General features: G+C 63.4%; 14 protein-coding genes. All 14 read right to left on the reverse strand.

All coding sequences use genetic code 11. The features are described 5' to 3' along the window. Window positions 1-11: 11 nt before the first annotated feature. The 14 genes from HOP59_RS21485 to HOP59_RS21550 all read right to left on the reverse strand — a co-directional run bounded on the left by HOP59_RS21485 (window position 12) and on the right by HOP59_RS21550 (window position 18,337). A complete protein-coding gene (locus HOP59_RS21485; RefSeq protein WP_010628874.1) occupies window positions 12-719 on the reverse strand; it encodes an RNA polymerase sigma factor FliA in 708 nt (235 codons plus the stop codon). Window positions 720-782: 63 nt separating this feature from the next. Further along, window positions 783-1,199, reverse strand: a complete 417-nt coding sequence (locus HOP59_RS21490; protein ID WP_234255546.1) for a flagellar protein FlhE — start codon at window positions 1,197-1,199, stop codon at window positions 783-785. Further along, complete coding sequence (locus tag HOP59_RS21495) at window positions 1,196-1,780, reverse strand: hypothetical protein (RefSeq protein WP_234255547.1); 585 nt, start codon at window positions 1,778-1,780, stop codon at window positions 1,196-1,198. The genes HOP59_RS21490 and HOP59_RS21495 overlap by 4 nt, the downstream gene beginning before the upstream one ends. Continuing rightward, a complete protein-coding gene (flhF, locus tag HOP59_RS21500; protein ID WP_338073357.1) occupies window positions 1,781-4,003 on the reverse strand; it encodes a flagellar biosynthesis GTPase FlhF in 2,223 nt (740 codons plus the stop codon). Window positions 4,004-4,006: 3 nt separating this feature from the next. After that, on the reverse strand, window positions 4,007-6,088 hold the full coding sequence (gene flhA / locus HOP59_RS21505; RefSeq protein ID WP_010628878.1) for a flagellar biosynthesis protein FlhA: 2,082 nt from the start codon (window positions 6,086-6,088) through the stop codon (window positions 4,007-4,009). After that, complete coding sequence (gene flhB, locus HOP59_RS21510) at window positions 6,085-7,281, reverse strand: flagellar biosynthesis protein FlhB (RefSeq protein WP_010628879.1); 1,197 nt, start codon at window positions 7,279-7,281, stop codon at window positions 6,085-6,087. Before flhB ends, flhA begins: the two co-directional genes overlap by 4 nt. A 161-nt stretch (window positions 7,282-7,442) precedes the next feature. Next, a complete protein-coding gene (gene cheZ, locus HOP59_RS21515; protein WP_010628880.1) occupies window positions 7,443-8,117 on the reverse strand; it encodes a protein phosphatase CheZ in 675 nt (224 codons plus the stop codon). Window positions 8,118-8,156: 39 nt separating this feature from the next. Further along, window positions 8,157-8,546: a chemotaxis response regulator CheY gene (gene cheY, locus HOP59_RS21520; protein ID WP_010628881.1), complete on the reverse strand. Its 390-nt coding sequence runs from the start codon at window positions 8,544-8,546 to the stop codon at window positions 8,157-8,159. Window positions 8,547-8,624: 78 nt separating this feature from the next. Continuing rightward, the gene (locus tag HOP59_RS21525) at window positions 8,625-10,370 is read right to left on the reverse strand and encodes a methyl-accepting chemotaxis protein (RefSeq protein WP_234255548.1); all 1,746 of its coding nucleotides are present in this window, start codon (window positions 10,368-10,370) and stop codon (window positions 8,625-8,627) included. A gap of 72 nt (window positions 10,371-10,442) precedes the next feature. Next, on the reverse strand, window positions 10,443-11,504 hold the full coding sequence (locus HOP59_RS21530; protein WP_010628883.1) for a protein-glutamate methylesterase/protein-glutamine glutaminase: 1,062 nt from the start codon (window positions 11,502-11,504) through the stop codon (window positions 10,443-10,445). A 122-nt stretch (window positions 11,505-11,626) separates the two neighbouring features. After that, window positions 11,627-12,493: a CheR family methyltransferase gene (locus tag HOP59_RS21535; protein WP_010628884.1), complete on the reverse strand. Its 867-nt coding sequence runs from the start codon at window positions 12,491-12,493 to the stop codon at window positions 11,627-11,629. Next, window positions 12,490-14,673 carry a methyl-accepting chemotaxis protein gene (locus HOP59_RS21540; protein WP_234255549.1) on the reverse strand — a complete coding sequence of 728 codons (2,184 nt, stop codon included), beginning with the start codon at window positions 14,671-14,673 and terminating at the stop codon, window positions 12,490-12,492. Before HOP59_RS21540 ends, HOP59_RS21535 begins: the two co-directional genes overlap by 4 nt. A gap of 35 nt (window positions 14,674-14,708) precedes the next feature. Next, on the reverse strand, window positions 14,709-16,904 hold the full coding sequence (locus HOP59_RS21545; protein ID WP_234255550.1) for a methyl-accepting chemotaxis protein: 2,196 nt from the start codon (window positions 16,902-16,904) through the stop codon (window positions 14,709-14,711). Window positions 16,905-16,987: 83 nt separating this feature from the next. After that, a complete protein-coding gene (locus HOP59_RS21550) occupies window positions 16,988-18,337 on the reverse strand; it encodes a methyl-accepting chemotaxis protein (RefSeq protein ID WP_010628887.1) in 1,350 nt (449 codons plus the stop codon). Window positions 18,338-18,396: the final 59 nt, after the last annotated feature.

Consider the following 18,396-nt stretch of genomic DNA (forward strand, 5'->3'; position numbering starts at 1 on the left):
CTTGGGAAAACCTAGACGTCGTTGTCCGCCAGGCGTGCCCGTAACCGGCTTACCGCCTGGCTATGCAGTTGGCACACGCGTGACTCGGTGACACCGAGCACGGCGCCGATCTCCTTCAGGTTGAGCTCTTCCTGGTAATAGAGCGCCATCAGCAGCTTTTCGCGCTCGGGCAGTGCCTCGATGCCATCGACCAGTTGCCGACGCCGCTCCTCGTCGATGAGCATGTGATAAGGCGTATCGAGCGAAGCGTCCTCGATGCCGGGTTCGGCGCCTTCCGAGACGAGCACCTCGAAGGGCAGCAGATGGCCACTGTTGGTATCACTGAGCAGCTGGCGATACTCCTCGAGCTCCATGTCGAGCTCGGCGGCTATCTCAAGCTCGTCTGCCGCCCGGCCGAGCTTCTGTTCCAGACTGCGCACGGCCTCATCGACCGCCCGGGCATTACGCCTCACGCTGCGAGGCAGCCAGTCGCGGCTGCGCAGCTCGTCCAGCATGGCGCCACGGATACGCTGGCTGGCAAAGGTAGCGAAACTCGCCCCCTGAGTGGCATCGAAGCGACCCATCGCCTCGAGCAACCCCACGGTGCCGGCCTGGATCAGATCATCGAGCTCGATACTTGCCGGCAGTCGAACCTGCATCGACAGCGCCTGGCGCCTCACCAGCGGCAGGTACTCCTCCAGCAGGTCTGCCTGTTCGATCTTGCCTCGTGCTGTGTACATGCTCTTGCTCTCGCGGCTGACGGTTCCCTCGAGCGATGCCGATCGGCGCTCGACGGGTCAGAATCACTGCAGGTCGTCGTGATTCACGATCACTTGCAGCCCCTGCAGGGTTGCGGCACGCTGCCCACGCTCCTGTAGGGAAAACTGAAAGTTCAGTGGCGTATCCGCCGGCACACCGGCCAGTGCCTCGGTCTGCCCTCGCGGCCCGGGCAGGCGAATGCAGGCCCCCGGATGGCAGAGCCAGGCGTTCACCTCCCTGCCGGCTGGCGGCTGAAACTGCCAGACCACGCGGCCCATCACCTGCCCGTGTGCCAGTTCGGGAGATGGCGGCAACAAGGCAGCGGACATGGCGGGTCGCTCGGCCATGACGACGTGCACGGCAGGCGCCGTGGCCACCCAACTGCCGGCCGCCTGAGCCATGCCCGCCCACAGCACGCAAAGGGTCAGAAAACAGAGTTGCCCTAGCCTGTGCGGTTTCATCGCGCCAATACCAACAGTTCGATATCGAAATACGCTTCCGCAACGTACTGGAGATTGCTCAACAGGCCCTGGCGCCCCACGCCCGACGGGTGCACGGCAATCAAGCGACGCGGGCCACCCTGTTCGGCGATCTGCTTGAGCATGCGATAACCGCGGCGGAACGCCTCCAGATCGTCGTCTATCCACAGCGCCCACTGCGACTGCTGCGCTGCCAGCAGCGACAGATGCGGGCTGGAGATCGGTAGCGCCACGATACGCCAGCTGCCGGGATCGCCTACCCAGCGACGCCCCTCGTGCGCCCAGCTTTCAAGCAGCTCGGTGACTCGTGCAGTGTGTCGCTCGGCAGTGCCCGGCAGGCCCAGCACCATCAGCGTCCGCTCCCCCTCACTGCGCGGCGGCCTCGGTCGCTCCACCGCCGCCTTGGTGCCGGCAGGCTGAGCGCTGGCCTGCTTGGGTCGGACATTCTCCGCCTTGTTTCCTGTGGCCAGCTCGACCAGCATCTCGGCCACGTGTGTCGGGCACTCGTCCTGCGTCGTTCCATTTGCCCATTGGCGCAAGCCCGCGGCCTGGTCCCATCCCATCTAGCCTGTCTCCCGTTCACCGAGGCCAAGGTGGCGAATGGCATCGCGCACCAGGAAAAGTTGTAGTAGAGACTCGAGCAGCGCCACGTCTCGGCGTCGGCGACGCCCACCACCGAGGCCCAACAGCTCGGCTCTGAGATCCATGGCGGCCTCGTCTTCGGCAAGGTCGAGGTGAGCTGCCACCGTGGCCAGTCCACTAGCCATGAGCAAGCGGACATCAGCACGCAGATCGCCAGCTTCAGCATGCTCGAGGCGCTGCCAGGCGCGGCGAGCGAGTTGCGGCAACACATCGGCTTGCAGCAGCGCGAGCAGCAGCGGCTGGGGGTCACGATTCAGCACGGCGGGAACGATCCAATGGCGTCTGGCCAAGGCCTTGCCACTCTCTGCATCGCGAACCTCACCAAACCAGGCCTGCGCGTCGAAGCCCGACCGCTCACGGCGACTGCCCTTGAACCTCACCTCTACCGGCAGCGTCGCGAGCATGAGACGTGCCGGAGCACCGCGGAAGCGGCAGCTAGCCTGGCCGGTGGCCTCGGCCATCGACTCCAGCGCCGCCAAGCTGTGACGCTCGCCCGCATGGGCGACCCGCAAGCTGCTCCGAACCTGGCTGCACCAGGACAGCCCCTGACGCTCCAGCCAGTCGCCGGCCTCGGCATCGGGTAGCCCATTCATCAGATGCACACCGGCAGCGTGGTGCTGCAACGCGCTTTCGAGACGCGCCTGTAGGCCCGCCACCTGGCGATGCTGCAACAGCGGCAGCGCCAGCCAGGTTCCCTCTGCATTCAGTGCCACATCGGGCATCGCCCAGTGTTCGCCCGGAACCCGTCGCCGCTCGCTCCACAGCATGCCGTGAGCCTGGCCGGGCCGGGGATGATCCGCCAGCAGCGCATCGAGACGCTGCTGCTGCACGGAAGCCGGCAAACCCAGCAAGTTCCATACGGCTTCCAGCCCGTCGAAGGCCGGCAAGCGCTGGCGCAACGCCTGCAGCACCGTAGCCAGTCGGCGCCCCTGCCCCAGCAGATTGCCGGCACCGCGCGAGGAGATGTCTGGGGCCGTCGGCGAGGCGGTGGAACGAGCCAGGGGCACACGATTGGCCAGACACTGCTCGATGAGCGAGACGGGCTCGGCCAGGGCCATGTCCTCCGGCACCCGCTGGCCGTGAGAGACGAACAGCAGCCGCAGCCCGTGGCGCATGATGATGTCCAGCACAGGGGCCAACCTGCCCGCCTCGTCCAGCTTGGTGATGATGCAGTCGGTAATCTCGCCGCCGGCTGCCTGGGCCGCCTGACGATAGCGCACCACCACCTCCTCCAGGGTCTCCGGCTGACTGGCAGAATTGAGCAGCAGCACCAGACGCACCGAGGTGTCGCCGCCGCGCAGGTGACCGATCTGTTCGATCACGCGTTGATCGCGCTGGCTCATGCCTACCGTATCGATGATGACGCATGACTTGCCTTTCATGCGCTCGAGCAGATCCGATACCGGCTGGTCGGCGTTGAGAGCGTACATGGGAACGTCGAGCAGCCGCGAATAGATACGCAGTTGCTCATGAGCGCCGATACGGAAGCTGTCGGTGGTTACCAGCGCCACCGGCCGGGTGCCGTGGCGCATGACGTAGCGTGCCGTCAGCTTGGCCGTGGTGGTGGTCTTGCCTACTCCGGTAGGACCGATCAGCGCCACGATACCGGCACGGTCCATGAAGGCGGCTTCGTCGTCCAGGCCTTCGAGTCGCTTGGATAGCTGGCGCACGAGCCAGGCCATGGCACGCTCGTCCAGCGCTTCGACCTCAGCCAGCTCTTCCGGCAACGAGGCCACGACCTCTTCGGCCAGCGCCGGGCTGAAGCCCGCTTCGAGCATTGCCCGCACGAACTGCTCGCCGGCCGTGCCACCCGCCTCCGGCCGGCTTCTCTCGCGTGCCAGCAAGGCGCGCATGTCACGCATCTCCTCGAGCAGCCTGGCGCTCATGGCCTCGAAGGCCTGCACCTGCGACTGAGCCGGGTCTGCGCTTGTCGGCACCGCTCGGGCCGCGGCACTCTCGGGCTCGGGCTGCTTATGGGAAGTTCCCTCGCTGGTAGCCGGTGCTGTCGACTCGGCCATTGCCAGGATCTCGACCCCCTGCTCGGTATGTCGGTTGGCCAGAATCAGGGCTTCATCGCCAAGCGCCGCACGCACCTGACGCATGGCTTCGCGACTGTTGGCTCCCAGGAACCGCATGACACTCATTGATTATCGACCTCCCACCAGCGACGTGACGCGCAGTGTCCGATCATCGGGAATTTCCGCCTGTGACATGACCACCAGGTGGCGCATGCGCCGACGCAGGAACCTGGCCACCAGCGGCCTCAGACTGTGCTGGACCACCAGTACCGGTGGCTCTCCGCTGGCCTCATGCCGCTCGACGGCCTGCTCGGCCTGACTCATCAGCGTTGCTGCCAGCCCGGGCTCGAGTGCTCCGTTGCCGTTCATGGCCTGCATCAGCACCTGCTCGAGCTGGGCATCCAGGCCGATCACATTCAGCGTATCGCGTCCTGGATACCATTGCTGCGTAATCGTCCGCCCAAGAGCAATGCGTACCAGCGCCGTCAGCTCGTTGGTGTCCTGCTGATGCGGGGCATACTCGGCCAGCGTATCCAGTATGGTACGCATGTCGCGAATCGAGACATCCTCTTCCAACAGGTTCTGCAGGATACGCTGCAGCGCCGTCAGGTTGACGGCCTTGGGCACGACATCTTCGACCAGAGACTTCTGCTCCTCGCCCAGCTTGTCGAGCAGCTTCTGAACCTCCTGACGGCCGAGCATCTCGGGCGCATGGCGGTGCAGCAAGTGGTTGAGATGGGTAGCGATCACCGTGCCGGCATCGACCACGGTATAGCCGTACACCTGGGCGTGCTCGCGCTGACCCGCGTCGATCCAGATCGCCGGCAGGCCGAAGGCCGGGTCGGCAGTCGGCGTGCCCTGGAGCTGGCCGGTGACCTGACCGGGGTCGATGGCAAGCCACTGTCCCGGGAAGGCTTCAGCGCGGCCGATCTCGGCTCCCTTCAGGGTGATCACGTAAGTGTTGGCACCCAGTTCCAGGTTGTCGCGAATGTGCACCACAGCCGGCAGGAACCCGACCTCCTGAGCGAATTTCTTGCGCACGCTCTTGATGCGGCCCAGCAGCTCGCCATCCTGGCGCTGATCCACCAGCGGGATCAGCCTGTGGCCGACCTCCAAGCCCAGTGTATCCACCAATTGCACGTCGTCCCAGCTGGCCTCGGGCGCCTCAGGCTGCGGTAGCGGCTCAGTGTTGAGCTCCTGCTCGACCAGTTGCTGCTCCTTCTGGCGCGTCAGCATCCAGGCCAAGCCAGCCAGCAGTCCGGTGAAGATCAGGAAAACCAGATTGGGCATGCCGGGTACCAGCCCCAGCAGCCCCATGACCAGCGCCGCCAGCACCATGACCTGAGGGTTGACGAACAGCTGGCTGATCATCTGCTGGCCGACGTCCTGCTCGGTATTGACCCGCGAGACGGTCACGCCGGCAGCGGTTGAGATGATCAAGGCGGGAATCTGGGCCACCAGGCCATCGCCGATGGTCATCAGGGTGTAGGTCTTGGCGGCATCGCCGAAGCCCATGCCGTGCTGCAGCATGCCGATCAGCAGCCCGCCGATGATATTGACCACCATGATCACCAGGCCGGCCATGGCGTCACCGCGCACGAACTTGCTGGCACCGTCCATGGAGCCGTAGAAGTCGGCCTCCTGGGCGACTTCGGCACGCCGCTTGCGTGCGTCCTCTTCGCCTATCAGGCCGGCGTTGAGGTCGGCATCGATGGCCATCTGCTTGCCGGGCATGGCGTCGAGCATGAAGCGCGCACCGACCTCGGCAATCCTCCCTGCGCCCTTGGTGATGACCATGAAGTTGATGATGACGAGGATCAGGAACACCACCAGGCCCACGGCGAAGTTGCCGCCGATCAGGAACTGCCCGAAGGCTTCGATCACCTTGCCGGCGGAGTCGCCGCCTTGGTGTCCTTCCATCAGGATGACCCGGGTCGAAGCCACGTTGAGCGACAGTCGCAGCAGCGTGGTAAACAGCAGCACCGCCGGGAAAGCGGCAAAATCCAGCGGCTTCTGGGTGAACATGCTGACCAGCAGCACCATCACGGCCAGTGCAATGTTGAAGGTGAACAGCAGATCGAGTGCAAAAGGCGGCAGCGGAACGATCATCATGCCGAGGATCATGATGATCAGGATCGGACCGGCCAGCAGCTTCATGCGCACGTCGCCCATCCAGTCGCGACGCCCAATGAGATGGCTCAGGGATTTCATCGACGCGCTCCATCGGGCACGGACGGCCCCTGATCAGCGGCATCATTGCCCGTGTCAGTAGCCGGCACGGCCAGGCTCTCTGGGATAGGCAAGTCTTCGGGTGTAGGCGGCACCTCTCCCCCCTCTTGGGTAACGTGCTTGAGACGGAAGGCCCAGGCCAGCACTTCCGCCACGGCGGTATACAGATCCAGCGGAATTTCGCGGTCCAGATCGACGTGATGATACAGCGCCCGGGCCAGCGGTGGCGCCTGAAGCAGCGGAACGCCGGCTTCCTCGCCCAGCTCGCGGATACGTGCCGCCACCATGTCGGCGCCCTTGGCTACAACGCGGGGAGCCCCCATGCGCATCTCGTCATATTGCAGCGCCACGGCATAGTGGGTGGGGTTGGTGATGATCACATCGGCCTCCGGTACCTTGCTCATCATACGACCGCGCGCCATCGCCTGCTGCTGGGAGCGAATCCGCGCCTTGACGTGCGGGTCGCCCTCCGACTCCTTGTGTTCGCGCTTGACCTCCTCTTTGGACATGCGCAACTTCTTGGCATGACTCCACAGCTGGTAAGGCACGTCGATCAGAATCACCACCAGCAGCGTCAATACCATAAGCCCACAGGCCTGGGCAGCCATCATCAAAGCCCGCGCCAACGCCTGGGTGGTCGGCTGATCCATCAACGACAGGTATTCCCCGCGGTTGAAGTAAAGGTATGCCATGCCCACACCGCCTATCAGCGTCGACTTGGCCACCGCCTTGAACAGCTCGACCAGGGCCTGGACGCCGAACATGCGCTTCAGCCCCTTGAACGGGTTGAGCTTAGACATCTGAGGCTTGAGTGACTTTGCCGAGATCAGCCAACCGCCCAGCAGCGCCGGTGCCACCAATGCCACCACCGTCAACAACAGAAACAGCGGCAGCATGGTCAACAGCGTGCGCGTTCCCAGGTCGAGCACATTGCTCAGCATGGGACCGGTTTCAAAGGCCTGACGCCTCTCGAACAGGAAGGCCTGCTCCATTACCAGGCCCAACTGGTCGTAAAGCAGCGCCCCCATCGACCACATGCCGACCACACCACCCAATAGCAGCATGAAGGTGGTCAGCTCACGAGAGCGGGCGACCTGGCCTTCCTCTCGCGCCTTCTCGAGGCGACGAGGCGTAGCCTCTTCGGTCTTTTCCTGATCGCTGCTCTGGTCGGCCATGGCTCCCGCACACTTTTCCGCACGGTGGCCATTGTGGCGTCAACGGGGGGATGGCGATACGCCAAAAAGCGCCGATGATCGTGGCTTTATCGGCCACGACCCTCGGCGCAGGGAAGGTAGTACAGTTGGAAGAGACGGCTAAGCAAATCGCTAAACTACAATCAGAAACCGAGTTGGTCGAGCAAATCGTCCACCTGATCCTGATTGGTGACCACATCGGCGCCGGGCTTGATCTGCGGGCCGTTCTTGAGCCCCTCTTCCCGCCGCCGCGCATCGTTCTCCCACTGGTCGTTGGCCTTGCGCTGCATGTTCTCGCGGGCCAGCTCCTCGGGTACGTTGTCGATCAGCACCTGAACCAGTTGGTGCTCGATCTCACGGATCACGTCCATCATCTTCTTGATCACCTGGCCGGTCAGGTCCTGGAAGTCCTGGGCCATCATGATCTCGAGCAGCTCCTTCTGGGTCGCCTGGGTCTTGTCGGGCACCTCGGCCAGATAGGAGCGGGTCTCTTTGACCAGCTCGCGCGCCTCGTCGAGCTCCTTGGGCTCGGCAAACCACGCTGCCCAGCGCTTGTCTAGCGACTCGGCGCCGCTGCTGATCGAATCCTGCAGGGGCTGGGCACGATCGATGGCATTCAGAGCACGCTCGGCCGCTTGCTCGGTCATGGTGGCGACGTAGTTCAGCCGGTCCCTCGCATCGGGGATGGCTTCCGCCGCCTTCTCGATCTCCTTGTCCAGCCCCAGCTCACGCATGCTTTCCCGCAGCATGCGAGTCAGCTGGCCGATGCGCTGGACCAGGTCCTCACCGGCAGCACCGGGCGACTCGTTTGAGCTCATCTTGTCGTCTCCTTCGCAAGCAGGACAGGCCAGCCGCCATCACTTGCCCAGTTTCTCGAATATCTTGTTGAGTTTCTCTTCCAGCGTGGCGGCGGTGAAGGGTTTCACCACGTACCCGCTGGCGCCCGCCTGGGCTGCCGCGATGATGTTCTCCTTCTTGGCCTCGGCCGTGACCATCAGCACGGGCAGGTCCTTGAGCGCGGCATCGGCGCGAATCTGCTTGAGCATCTCCAGGCCGTCGAGATTCGGCATGTTCCAGTCGGACACCACGAACTCGAACGAACCGCCGCGCAGCTTGCTCAGCGCCTCCTGGCCATCTTCGGCCTCTTCGACGTTGGTGTAACCGAGCTCCTTGAGCAGGCTCCGAACGATCCGACGCATGGTCGGAAAGTCGTCTACCACCAGAAAGCTCATGTTCTTATCGGCCATCGGGATTCCTCTCTTCTATCCAGGCAATGATCCATGACCGACGGCCGCCCAAGTGCCGTCGGGATTCGTTTACACTACTCAGAACTCTTCCCAGTCACCCTCGGCCACCGTCTCTTTACGGGGCTTGCGGCTGGGCTTGGGGTCGATCTCGGCCGGTACGCGCGACGCGCTGCGCGACGAGGCGCCCGGCTCGGCCAGGGCAGGCACGCCGACGCGCTTCGCCAAAGCCCCGCCGCCAGCATCTGTCTTGATCTCGGACTCCACGTCGCCGGACAGACGGAACACGGCCACGGCCTGCTCCAGACGATTCGCCTGCTCCTCCAGCGAGGCGGCGGCGGCCGTTGCCTGCTGCACCAGCGAGGCATTCTGCTGGGTCACCTGATCCATCTGACCCACCGCCTGGCTCACCTGCTCGATACCGTCGCTCTGCTCCTGGGACGCTGCGGAGATCTCGTCCATGATGTCGGTGACCCGACGCACGGCCTTGACCACCTCGTCCATGGTCTCGCCGGCCTGCTCGGCCAGCAGCGACCCTTCCTTGACCTGAGCCACCGAACCATCGATGAGCTCCTTGATCTCCTTGGCCGCCGTGGCGCTGCGGCTGGCCAAGTTGCGCACCTCACCGGCCACCACGGCGAAACCGCGCCCCTGTTCACCGGCCCGCGCCGCCTCCACCGAGGCGTTCAATGCCAGAATGTTGGTCTGGAAGGCGATGGAATCGATGACACTGGTGATATCGCTGATCTTCTGCGAGCTGGTCGAAATTCCCACCATGGTCTTGACCACGCGATCCACCACCTCGCCGCCTTGTTCTGCCGTGGTCGAGGCATCCAGGGCCAGCCCGCTGGCCTGACGCGCGTTGTCGGCATTCTGGCGCACCGTGGCAGTGAGCTCTTCCATGCTGGAGGCCGTCTCCTCGAGCGAAGCCGCCTGCTGCTCGGTGCGCGAGGAGAGGTCGGCATTGCCGCTGGCAATCTCGCGCGTACCGATATGAATCGAGCTGCTGCCGTCTCGCACCTGGCCGACGATACGCGTCAGGCTCTGTTGCATGTTGCGCATGGCATTGAAGAGCTTGCCGATCTCGTTGCGACTGCCCTCGGGTATTCTGGCCGTCAGGTCGGCCTTGGCGATGGCCTGCAGATGCTTGACCGCCGAGTTGAGCGGGCGGATCACCGTGCTGCGCAGCCCCACATAGACCAGCACCAGTACCACCAGCGCCAGCAACAGCGCGCCCAGGGTGATGAACACAAAGCGCTCCGACTGAACGCGGAAGTCTTCGGTCATGGCCTGGCCACTGCTGAAACCGTAGGCAACGAACTCGGTCATGTTCTCAGCCAGCGCGTTACTCGGCTCGATCAACTGGTCACGAAGATTACCGAATCCCGGTGTATTGAGTTCGTCCAAAGCAATATGCTGCTCACGAACGAGGCCCAGCACGGTATGAAAATTCCGCTCGAGCTGCTGCGCCAGCTCCTGTGCCTCAGCCGACTTCGGCACGGCTGCAAAGTTGCTAAGCCTGACCTCTGCGCGATCCATGCGATTGGCGGCGATATCGAGCTGCTGGTTGGCATCTGCCATACGACCCAGCATGATCTGGTTGGAAGCGATCTCAAGGCTCACGCGTGCCACGTTGAGCAGCGCATCGGCACGGTTGATCTCGTTGAGCTGCTGCACGTTGATACTATCGAGATCGACCATGATTCGCGTGGCCTGCCGGTCCGACATGATCGAGAGCAACGACACCACACCGATCAGTACGGCAAAGCAGACCAGCACGGCAATCATGGAAGCATGAATGCTGATGTTACGTAAAATGCGGCTCATTTCGGCGTTCCTCGCGATTAAGACAGGTAAATTCCTGTTTCTTGTTGTTGTTCTTGATGAAATAGAAAATAGTCAGACACGCTGGGCACGGCCGGACACGGCCACCAGTGCCATCAGTCGTTCCGGAATCTCGTCGAGGCCGACCACCTCCACGGCCCCGCCCAGCGAGATGGCTTCCCGCGGCATGCCAAAGACCACGCAGCTCGCTTCGTCCTGTGCCAGGGTGGCCGAGCCTGCCTGACGCATCTCCAGCAGGCCGGCGGCGCCATCCTTGCCCATGCCAGTCAGTATCACGCCGATGGCGTTGCGCCCGGCCTGGGTGGCGGCGGAGTGGAACAGCACGTCCACCGATGGGCGATGGCGGTTGACCGGCGGGCCGTCGTCGAGTCTGGCAACGTAGTTCGCCCCGCTTCGCGCCAACTTGAGATGTGCATCCCCCGGAGCGATATAGGCATGCCCCGGTAGCACACGCTCGCCGTCGCTGGCTTCCTTCACGGTAATGTTGCACAGGCGGTTGAGCCGTTCGGCGAAAGAGCGGGTGAAACCACCGGGCATGTGTTGCGTGATCAGAATGGCCGGGCTGTTGGCCGGCAGCGGCTCGAGCACGGCACGGATCGCTTCCGTGCCGCCGGTGGAGGCACCGATGATGATCAGTTTCTCACTCGATACCAGGGGCGCCTTGAGCGCCTCACGCGGTGCTGCCTGAGCCTGGCGCGCCTGTCGCGGTCGCGACTTGGCGGCGGCGCGGATCTTCTCGGCGATGTCGTTGGCGTACTCCAGCATACCGCTGCGAATGCCCAGCGACGGCTTGGCGACGAAATCGAGCGCTCCCAGCTCCAAAGCACGCAGTGTGATTTCCGAACCGGCCTGGGTCAGCGAAGAGACCATCAGCACCGGCATCGGACGCAGACGCATGAGACGCTCGAGAAAGTCGAGACCGTCCATGCGCGGCATCTCGACGTCGAGCGTCAGGACATCGGGGTTGTGCTGTTTGATGAGATCGCGCGCGACCAGTGGATCCGGTGCCACGGCCACCACTTCCATGTCCGGCTGCGAGTTGATGATCTCGCTGAGCAGATCACGAATCAGCGCCGAATCGTCAACGCACAACACCTTGATCCTGTTCGATCCCAAGGCAAATCTCCTGTCACGTAGGGGAGTCTTTGCGACCCGCAGCAAAGGGTATGCCTCATTGATCGGCACGGTCGGCAAAAACTTTAGGCATTAGGCGAAAACTGGCCGAGCACGGGCACTTGCTAGGCCAGGGTGTAAACGGTTTGCCCACGCAGGCGAAATACCTTGCTGATGTACGAGAAATTTTCGGAGTGGCCGGCAAATAGCAGGCCATCGGGCTTGAGCAAGGGAGCGAAGCGTTCGAGGATGCGTGCCTGGGTCTGCTTGTCGAAATAGATCATCACGTTACGACAAAAGATGGCGTCGAAAGGCCCCTTGATCGGCCATTGAGGAGCCAGCAGGTTCATGTGCAGGAACTCCACCATGGACGTCACTTCCGGACGCACCCTGGCCAAACCTTCTTGCTGCCCCCGCCCTTTCTGGAAAAAGCGCCTCACCCGCTCATCATCGAGCTTGCGCACCTGCTCGATGGGATAGACCCCGGCCCGAGCACGGGCCAAGGCCTCGGTATCGATATCGGTCGCCACCACACGAGCTTCGGTAGCTCGTGCACCCAGGCTCTCGTGCAGCGTCATGGCGATGGAGTAGGGCTCCTCGCCGGTGGAGGCCGCCGCGCTCCAGATACGCACAGGCCCCGTGGCCTTTCTGACGTGTTCTGCCAGCAGCGGGAAATGGTGCATCTCGCGGAAAAAAGCGGTGAGATTGGTGGTCAAAGCATTGGTGAATGCCTCCCACTCCCGCGCATCGGGTTGGCGTGCCAGCCTTTCCAGATAGTCGCTGAAGCGGGTCAGGCCATGATGCCGCAAGCGCTTGGCCAGACGACTGTAGACCATCTCACGCTTGTGCTCCGCCAGTACGATTCCGGCCCGCTGATAGATCAGCTGGCGGATCTTGGCAAAGTCCTCATCGGTCAGCACCAGGTCACGCTCCAGGTGACCCAGCCCTGACCATTGCCCCGGTTCGCTACCGGGCGCCCGAAACTGTGTCAAAACGTTTCCCACTCCTCATCGGTGGCCACTTTGCTCGGCTTGACGGCGGCCCGCTTCACGGGAAGCGGGTCGTGCGACAACGCGGGGGCGGCACTCGTTCGTTCGGTCCGTGTATCTAAAGAATGTTTCTGCTGCGGGCTCGGCACCTGCTCGGGGCCGGCGCCGCGCAGGCGGAACACGCGGATGGCACGAGCCAGTAGTTCGGCCTGATGCTGCAGGTCGCTGGCTGCCCGCGCGCTCTGCTGCACGCGTTCGGCGTTCTGCTGCGTGACCTGGTCCATCTCGGTGATCGCCTGATTGATCTGGCCGATACCGCTGCTCTGCTCTTCCGAGGCGGCGGTGATCTCACCCATGATGTCGTTGACCCGCTGCGAGGCCGCCACCACTTCGGCCATCGCCTGCTCGGCTCGCTGCACCTGGCTGGCGCCTTCATGGATCTCGCTGGCCGAGCCGTCGATCAGTTGGCGAATTTCCTTGGCGGCATCCGCGCTGCGACCGGCCAAATTGCGCACCTCGCCGGCCACCACCGCGAAGCCACGCCCCTGCTCTCCCGCCCGCGCCGCCTCCACCGAGGCGTTCAACGCCAGGATGTTGGTCTGGAAGGCGATGGAGTCGATCACGTTGATGATGTCCTTCATCTTCTCCGCCCCGGCGGTGATGCGCCCCATGGTCTGCACCACGCCGTGCATCAGCTCGCCGGTATCACGCACGCGGCTGGCATTGTCCAGTGCCAGCCCACTGGCCTGACGAGCGTTGTCGGTGTTCTGCTGCACCGTGGTGGTCATCTCCTCCATGCTGGAGGCGGTCTGCTGCAGCGAGGCGGCCTGCTGCTCGGTGCGCGCGGAGAGATCCTCGTTGCCCTGAGCAATGGAGCGCGACGCCGGCGTTACCACGTCGATGCCCTGCTGCACGCTGGCGGTGGTGCTGTAGAGACTCTTGCGCATGGTATTGAGTGCCCCGAGCAGCACGCCGATCTCATCGCGGGTCCGGTCCGGTGAGCGCACCGCCAGATTGCCCGAGGCCACCTGCAGGGTGAAATCGACGGCCCGGTTAACCGGTCGCGTAATCGCACGCAGGGTCCAGATGCCCAGCAGAACCAGGAACAGAATCCCCACCGACAGCGCTGCGATCTGGCCGGTCAGCATCATCTGCTGACCGCGCTCGGCTTCGGCAGCCAATCGATCAGCATAGTCGAGCTTGCCTGCTACCAGGGTGTTGATGCTGCTGCCCATGGCGTCGACTTCCGGGCGCAGCACGTCATTGTAGGCTTCATAGGCGGCAAAGCCGCTGCCGTCGATCAGTGCCTTCAGGGTCGGACGGATACCGCTATCGATGGCAGTATCGAGCCGGGTGCTCAACTCAGCCACTTCGCCGAGGGTCGTATCCTCTCCTTCGAGGAAGCTCGCCCAGGCGGCCTGGATTCGCTCGACGACGCCTTCCGCCTCACCCGCCAACTCTTGAATCTGCTCCATCCGTAGTGCTCTGGGATTGCGCACCGGTCGCTCCAGATCGATCATCAGCTGGCTCAGCAGCTGATCGATGCGCTGCAGATCGGCAATATCCTGCACCACATTGCCGTTCAGTTCAGCAACCCTGTCGCCCGATACCTTGAGCCCGTAGAGCCCCACGGCACCGCTGAGCAACAGTAGCAAGACGGGGACTACGGTCAGCATTACCAGCTTGGCACGAATGGTGTGCACGTTGAGCCGGGCCAGGACCGCCAAGGGTCCACGACGCACCAGCTGCCCTTGCTTGAATGCCAGCTTGCCCCTCCCTTCCCGCAGCAGGGCATAGGCTTTCGATGCCTTGTCGATATCCTTTTCCGCAGCGCGTGTACACACCGAGGTGTAGCCCAGGCACTTGCCTTCTTCGAAGATCGGCGTGACCGCAGCCTGCACCCAGTAGTGATCACCGTTCTTGCATCGGTTCCGGATCACTCCCTGCCATGTGTTACCGCCCTTCACGGTCTTCCACAGGTCGGCGAAGGCTGCCTTGGGCATGTCGGGGTGGCGGATCAGATTGTGAGGCGACCCGATCAACTCCTCGTGGGCGTACCCACTCACTTCCACGAATGCGGAGTTGGCATAGGTGATCCGCCCCTCCAGATCCGTGCGCGTGATGAGCAGGTGCTGATCGTCAAGCTTGAGTTCCCGCTGTGTCACCGGTTGATTGTCACGCATAGTTATTATCCTTCACCGCCTCATGAGAATCCCCATTAGAACGTTTCCCACTCTTCCTCGGCGGCCGACCGGTTTCCGGTCGATGCTCGCCTGCTGGGGAGAGGGTCATGCTGCAAGGCTGGCGTCTGGACCGGCTTTCTTTGCGTGCCGGCTTGATGATGCGTGTTGGCATCCTTGTTACCCGAGAGGCTCTCCACCTTTTCGAGCCCGGCCCCCCGCAAGCGGAAGACACGGATGGTCTGTGCCAATTGTTCGGCCTGATGCTGCAGGTCGCTGGCTGCCCGCGCGCTCTGCTGCACGCGCTCGGCGTTCTGCTGCGTGACCTGGTCCATCTCGGTGATCGCCTGATTGATCTGGCCGATACCGCTGCTCTGCTCTTCCGAGGCGGCGGTGATCTCACCCATGATGTCGTTGACCCGCTGAGAGGCCGCCACCACTTCGGCCATCGCCTGCTCGGCTCGCTGCACCTGACTGGCGCCTTCATGGATCTCGCTGGCCGAGCCGTCGATCAGCTGGCGAATTTCCTTGGCGGCATCCGCGCTGCGACCGGCCAAATTGCGCACCTCGCCGGCCACCACCGCGAAGCCACGCCCCTGCTCTCCCGCCCGCGCCGCCTCCACCGAGGCGTTCAACGCCAGGATGTTGGTCTGGAAGGCGATGGAGTCGATCACGTTGATGATGTCCTTCATCTTCTCCGCCCCGGCGGTGATGCGTCCCATGGTCTGCACCACGCCGTGCATCAGCTCGCCGGTGTCGCGCACGCGGCTGGCATTGTCCAGCGCCAGCCCACTGGCCTGACGAGCGTTGTCGGTGTTCTGCTGCACCGTGGTGGTCATCTCTTCCATGCTGGAGGCGGTCTGCTGCAGCGAGGCGGCCTGCTGTTCGGTGCGAGCGGAGAGATCCTCGTTGCCCTGAGCGATGGAGCGCGACGCCGGCGTTACCACGTCGATGCCCTGCTGTACCCTCTCGGTCGTGCTGTAGAGACTCTTGCGCATGGTATCCAGCGAACCCAGCAGCTCGCCGATTTCATCACGACTCTGTTTCGGCGCACGTACCGCCAGGTTGCCCGAAGCGATCTGCAGACTGAAATCGATGGCACGTCGCACCGGTCGCGTGATGGCACGCATGATCCATACGCTGATGACCAACAGCAGCACGAAGCCCAGCGCCAGGAATGCCAACTGCCCGAACAACATCTGCTGTTGGCCACGCTCGGCCTCTTCCGCCATGCTCAACGCCGCGAGCCGTTGCTGCTCCACGAGCTGATTGACCAGGTCCGACAGCGCATCGGCACTTTCTCGCAGCCCCGCCGTTTCGTTGTTCAACGCCATCATGGCATCGAACGCCTCGGGGCCACCCAGCGCTTCCGCCATGGGAACCAGACCTTCTTGCATGTAACGGGTCAGTGCCGCATCGAACTCCATGGCAACCGGCGTACGGTTCACGTCCCGCGCAAGATACTCCTGCCACAGCTGTGTCAAACGCTCACTGCCGACCACCAGGGACTCGGCGACATCGTGACGTACGTTGAGCAGCGCCATACGTTCCTGGCCGGAGAGCCGCTGCGGCGCATCGGCGATAGCCTGATCGAGCTGCTGCAGTCGAATCACGTCCTGCAAACCGTCGCGGTTGAGCTCGGCCAGACGCTCGCCCGAAACTTGCAGGCCGTACAACCCGACACCTCCGCTGATGGTAAGCAGCAGCAGCGCCGAAAACGTCAGCATGGAGAGCCGCGCACGGATGCTGTGCAGGTTGGTACGTGCCAGCCACCCCAGGGGCCCGCGACGAATCACCTGCCCTTGGCGGATGGCAAGGCCGGAGCGACCCGCTCTTAGCTGCTCGTAGGCACGCCCTACCGCCTCGGCAACATGAGGCTCCACTGCCGTACGCACCGAGGTGTAGCCGAGGCACTCTCCATTCTCGACGATCGGCGTGACCGTGGCGTTGACCCAGTAGTGATCGCCATCCTTACGCCGGTTCTTGACCACACCCTGCCAGGAGTCGCCGCGCTTGATCGCCTGCCATAGGTCGGCAAAGGCTTCGGGTGGCATGTCGGGATGACGAATGATGTTGTGGTTGGCCCCGATGAGCTCGACATGCTCAAAGCCGCTGACCTCGACGAACGCAGCGTTGGCGTAAGTGATGCGGCCATCGAGATCGGTCCGCGTGATCAGCAGGTGCTGATCGTTCAGCTTGTACTCCCGCTGTGTCACCGGTTGGTTATTGCGCATTTGTTATTCCCCCAACTACCGCATTTCATCAGGAAGCGGAGTACCAGCGTGCGTGTCTCCACCTGCTCGAGAGCATCGAAACCTCAAAACGAGGCCCACTGCTCCTCTTCTTTTTCATTTCGCGTAGCATTCGACGATGTTGCCTGGGCATTGTGGCGCTTGGCCGGCAGCGGATCGTGCTCCAGCCTGGCGACTTGGCTGCCACCGGAAACAGGCCGCACGGCACGCTCCTGCTCCGCTTTGCCGGCCTGCCCTGCCAGACGGAAGCGCAGCACGGCCTCACGCAGGCGAGCCGCCTCGGCTTCGAGCTGAGTCGCCGCCGTCGCCGCCTGCTGTACCAGCGCGGCATTCTGCTGGGTGACCTGATCCATCTGGGTCACGGCCTGATTGACCTGCCCAATGCCATTGCTCTGCTCCAGCGAGGCCGAGGCGATCTCGTCCATGATGTCGCTCACTCGCTGCACGGCGGCGACGATCTCGCTCATGGTCTGACCCGCCTTGTCTGCACGGGCTGTGCCGACGTCGACCTTTTCCAGCGACGCCGCGATCAGCGTGCGGATTTCCCCCGCAGCAGAGGCACTGCGCCCTGCCAGACTGCGCACTTCCTGAGCCACTACGGCAAAGCCGCGGCCGTGCTCTCCGGCGCGGGCAGCCTCCACCGAGGCATTCAGCGCGAGGATATTGGTCTGGAAAGCGATGCTATCGATCACACCGATGATGTCGGACATCTGATGCGAGCTCTCGCTGATGTCGTGCATGGTCGCGACGACCTCACCGACCACCTCGCCACCCTGAGCCGCGGTACGCGAGGCTTCGACTGCCAGCTGGCTTGCCTGCCGCGCATTGTCGGCGTTCTGCTCCACGGTGGAAGCCAGCTCCTCCATGCTCGAGGCGGTCTCGGCCAGTGAGGCGGCCTGCTGCTCCGTACGCGACGACAGCTCACCGTTGCCCTCAGCAATGTCCTGGGCACCGACGTAGATGCCCTCGCTACTGCTACGCACCGTGCCGACGGTCTGAGAAAGCCCATCCTGCATATGCCTGAGCGAGTTGAAGAGCCGACCGATCTCGTTGTTGCCGCGCCTCTCCACCGGTTGAGAAAGATCGCCCTTGGCCAACCCTTCGAAATACCCCACCAGGCGCGCGAGTGGCTTCAGCACGTTGACGCTGATGCCCCACACGACGATGACCATGACCAACAAAGACCCGGCCAGTACGGCAACGATGGCCAGGCGCATCAGGCCGGACATGGTCTCGAACGCCGCCAGGTAAGCGGCGCCCGACTCTCCGGCATGCGGTGCCATGGCCGCGACGGCGGCGGCGCTCTGCTGCAAGGCATAGAGGCCCAGGCCGCTCAGCACGACGATCATGCCGCCGAAAAAGAGCAATACCAGAAACCAACTGGCCCTGACCGTCAGGTTATCGATTAGCTTCACGTCTTCCTCCCTGGCAATTCCCCGCTGACGAGTCGCCGGTAATGATAATATCGGCTTGT

It is taken from the genome of Billgrantia aerodenitrificans (assembly GCF_021404405.1).
In the GTDB taxonomy this organism is placed as follows: domain Bacteria; phylum Pseudomonadota; class Gammaproteobacteria; order Pseudomonadales; family Halomonadaceae; genus Halomonas; species Halomonas aerodenitrificans.

Excerpts from the sequence above, each read along its gene's own strand:
- HOP59_RS21540 (WP_234255549.1), bottom strand. The coding sequence starts at position 14,673 with ATGCGTGACAATCAACCGGTGACACAGCGGGAACTCAAGCTTGACGAT.
- cheY (WP_010628881.1), bottom strand. The coding sequence starts at position 8,546 with ATGGCCGATAAGAACATGAGCTTTCTGGTGGTAGACGACTTTCCGACC.
- HOP59_RS21495 (WP_234255547.1), bottom strand. The coding sequence starts at position 1,780 with ATGGGATGGGACCAGGCCGCGGGCTTGCGCCAATGGGCAAATGGAACG.
- HOP59_RS21545 (WP_234255550.1), bottom strand. The coding sequence starts at position 16,904 with ATGCGCAATAACCAACCGGTGACACAGCGGGAGTACAAGCTGAACGAT.
- HOP59_RS21525 (WP_234255548.1), bottom strand. The coding sequence starts at position 10,370 with ATGAGCCGCATTTTACGTAACATCAGCATTCATGCTTCCATGATTGCC.
- cheZ (WP_010628880.1), bottom strand. The coding sequence starts at position 8,117 with ATGAGCTCAAACGAGTCGCCCGGTGCTGCCGGTGAGGACCTGGTCCAG.
- HOP59_RS21485 (WP_010628874.1), bottom strand. The coding sequence starts at position 719 with ATGTACACAGCACGAGGCAAGATCGAACAGGCAGACCTGCTGGAGGAG.
- flhF (WP_338073357.1), bottom strand. The coding sequence starts at position 4,003 with ATGAGTGTCATGCGGTTCCTGGGAGCCAACAGTCGCGAAGCCATGCGT.
- flhA (WP_010628878.1), bottom strand. The coding sequence starts at position 6,088 with ATGAAATCCCTGAGCCATCTCATTGGGCGTCGCGACTGGATGGGCGAC.
- HOP59_RS21490 (WP_234255546.1), bottom strand. The coding sequence starts at position 1,199 with ATGAAACCGCACAGGCTAGGGCAACTCTGTTTTCTGACCCTTTGCGTG.
- flhB (WP_010628879.1), bottom strand. The coding sequence starts at position 7,281 with ATGGCCGACCAGAGCAGCGATCAGGAAAAGACCGAAGAGGCTACGCCT.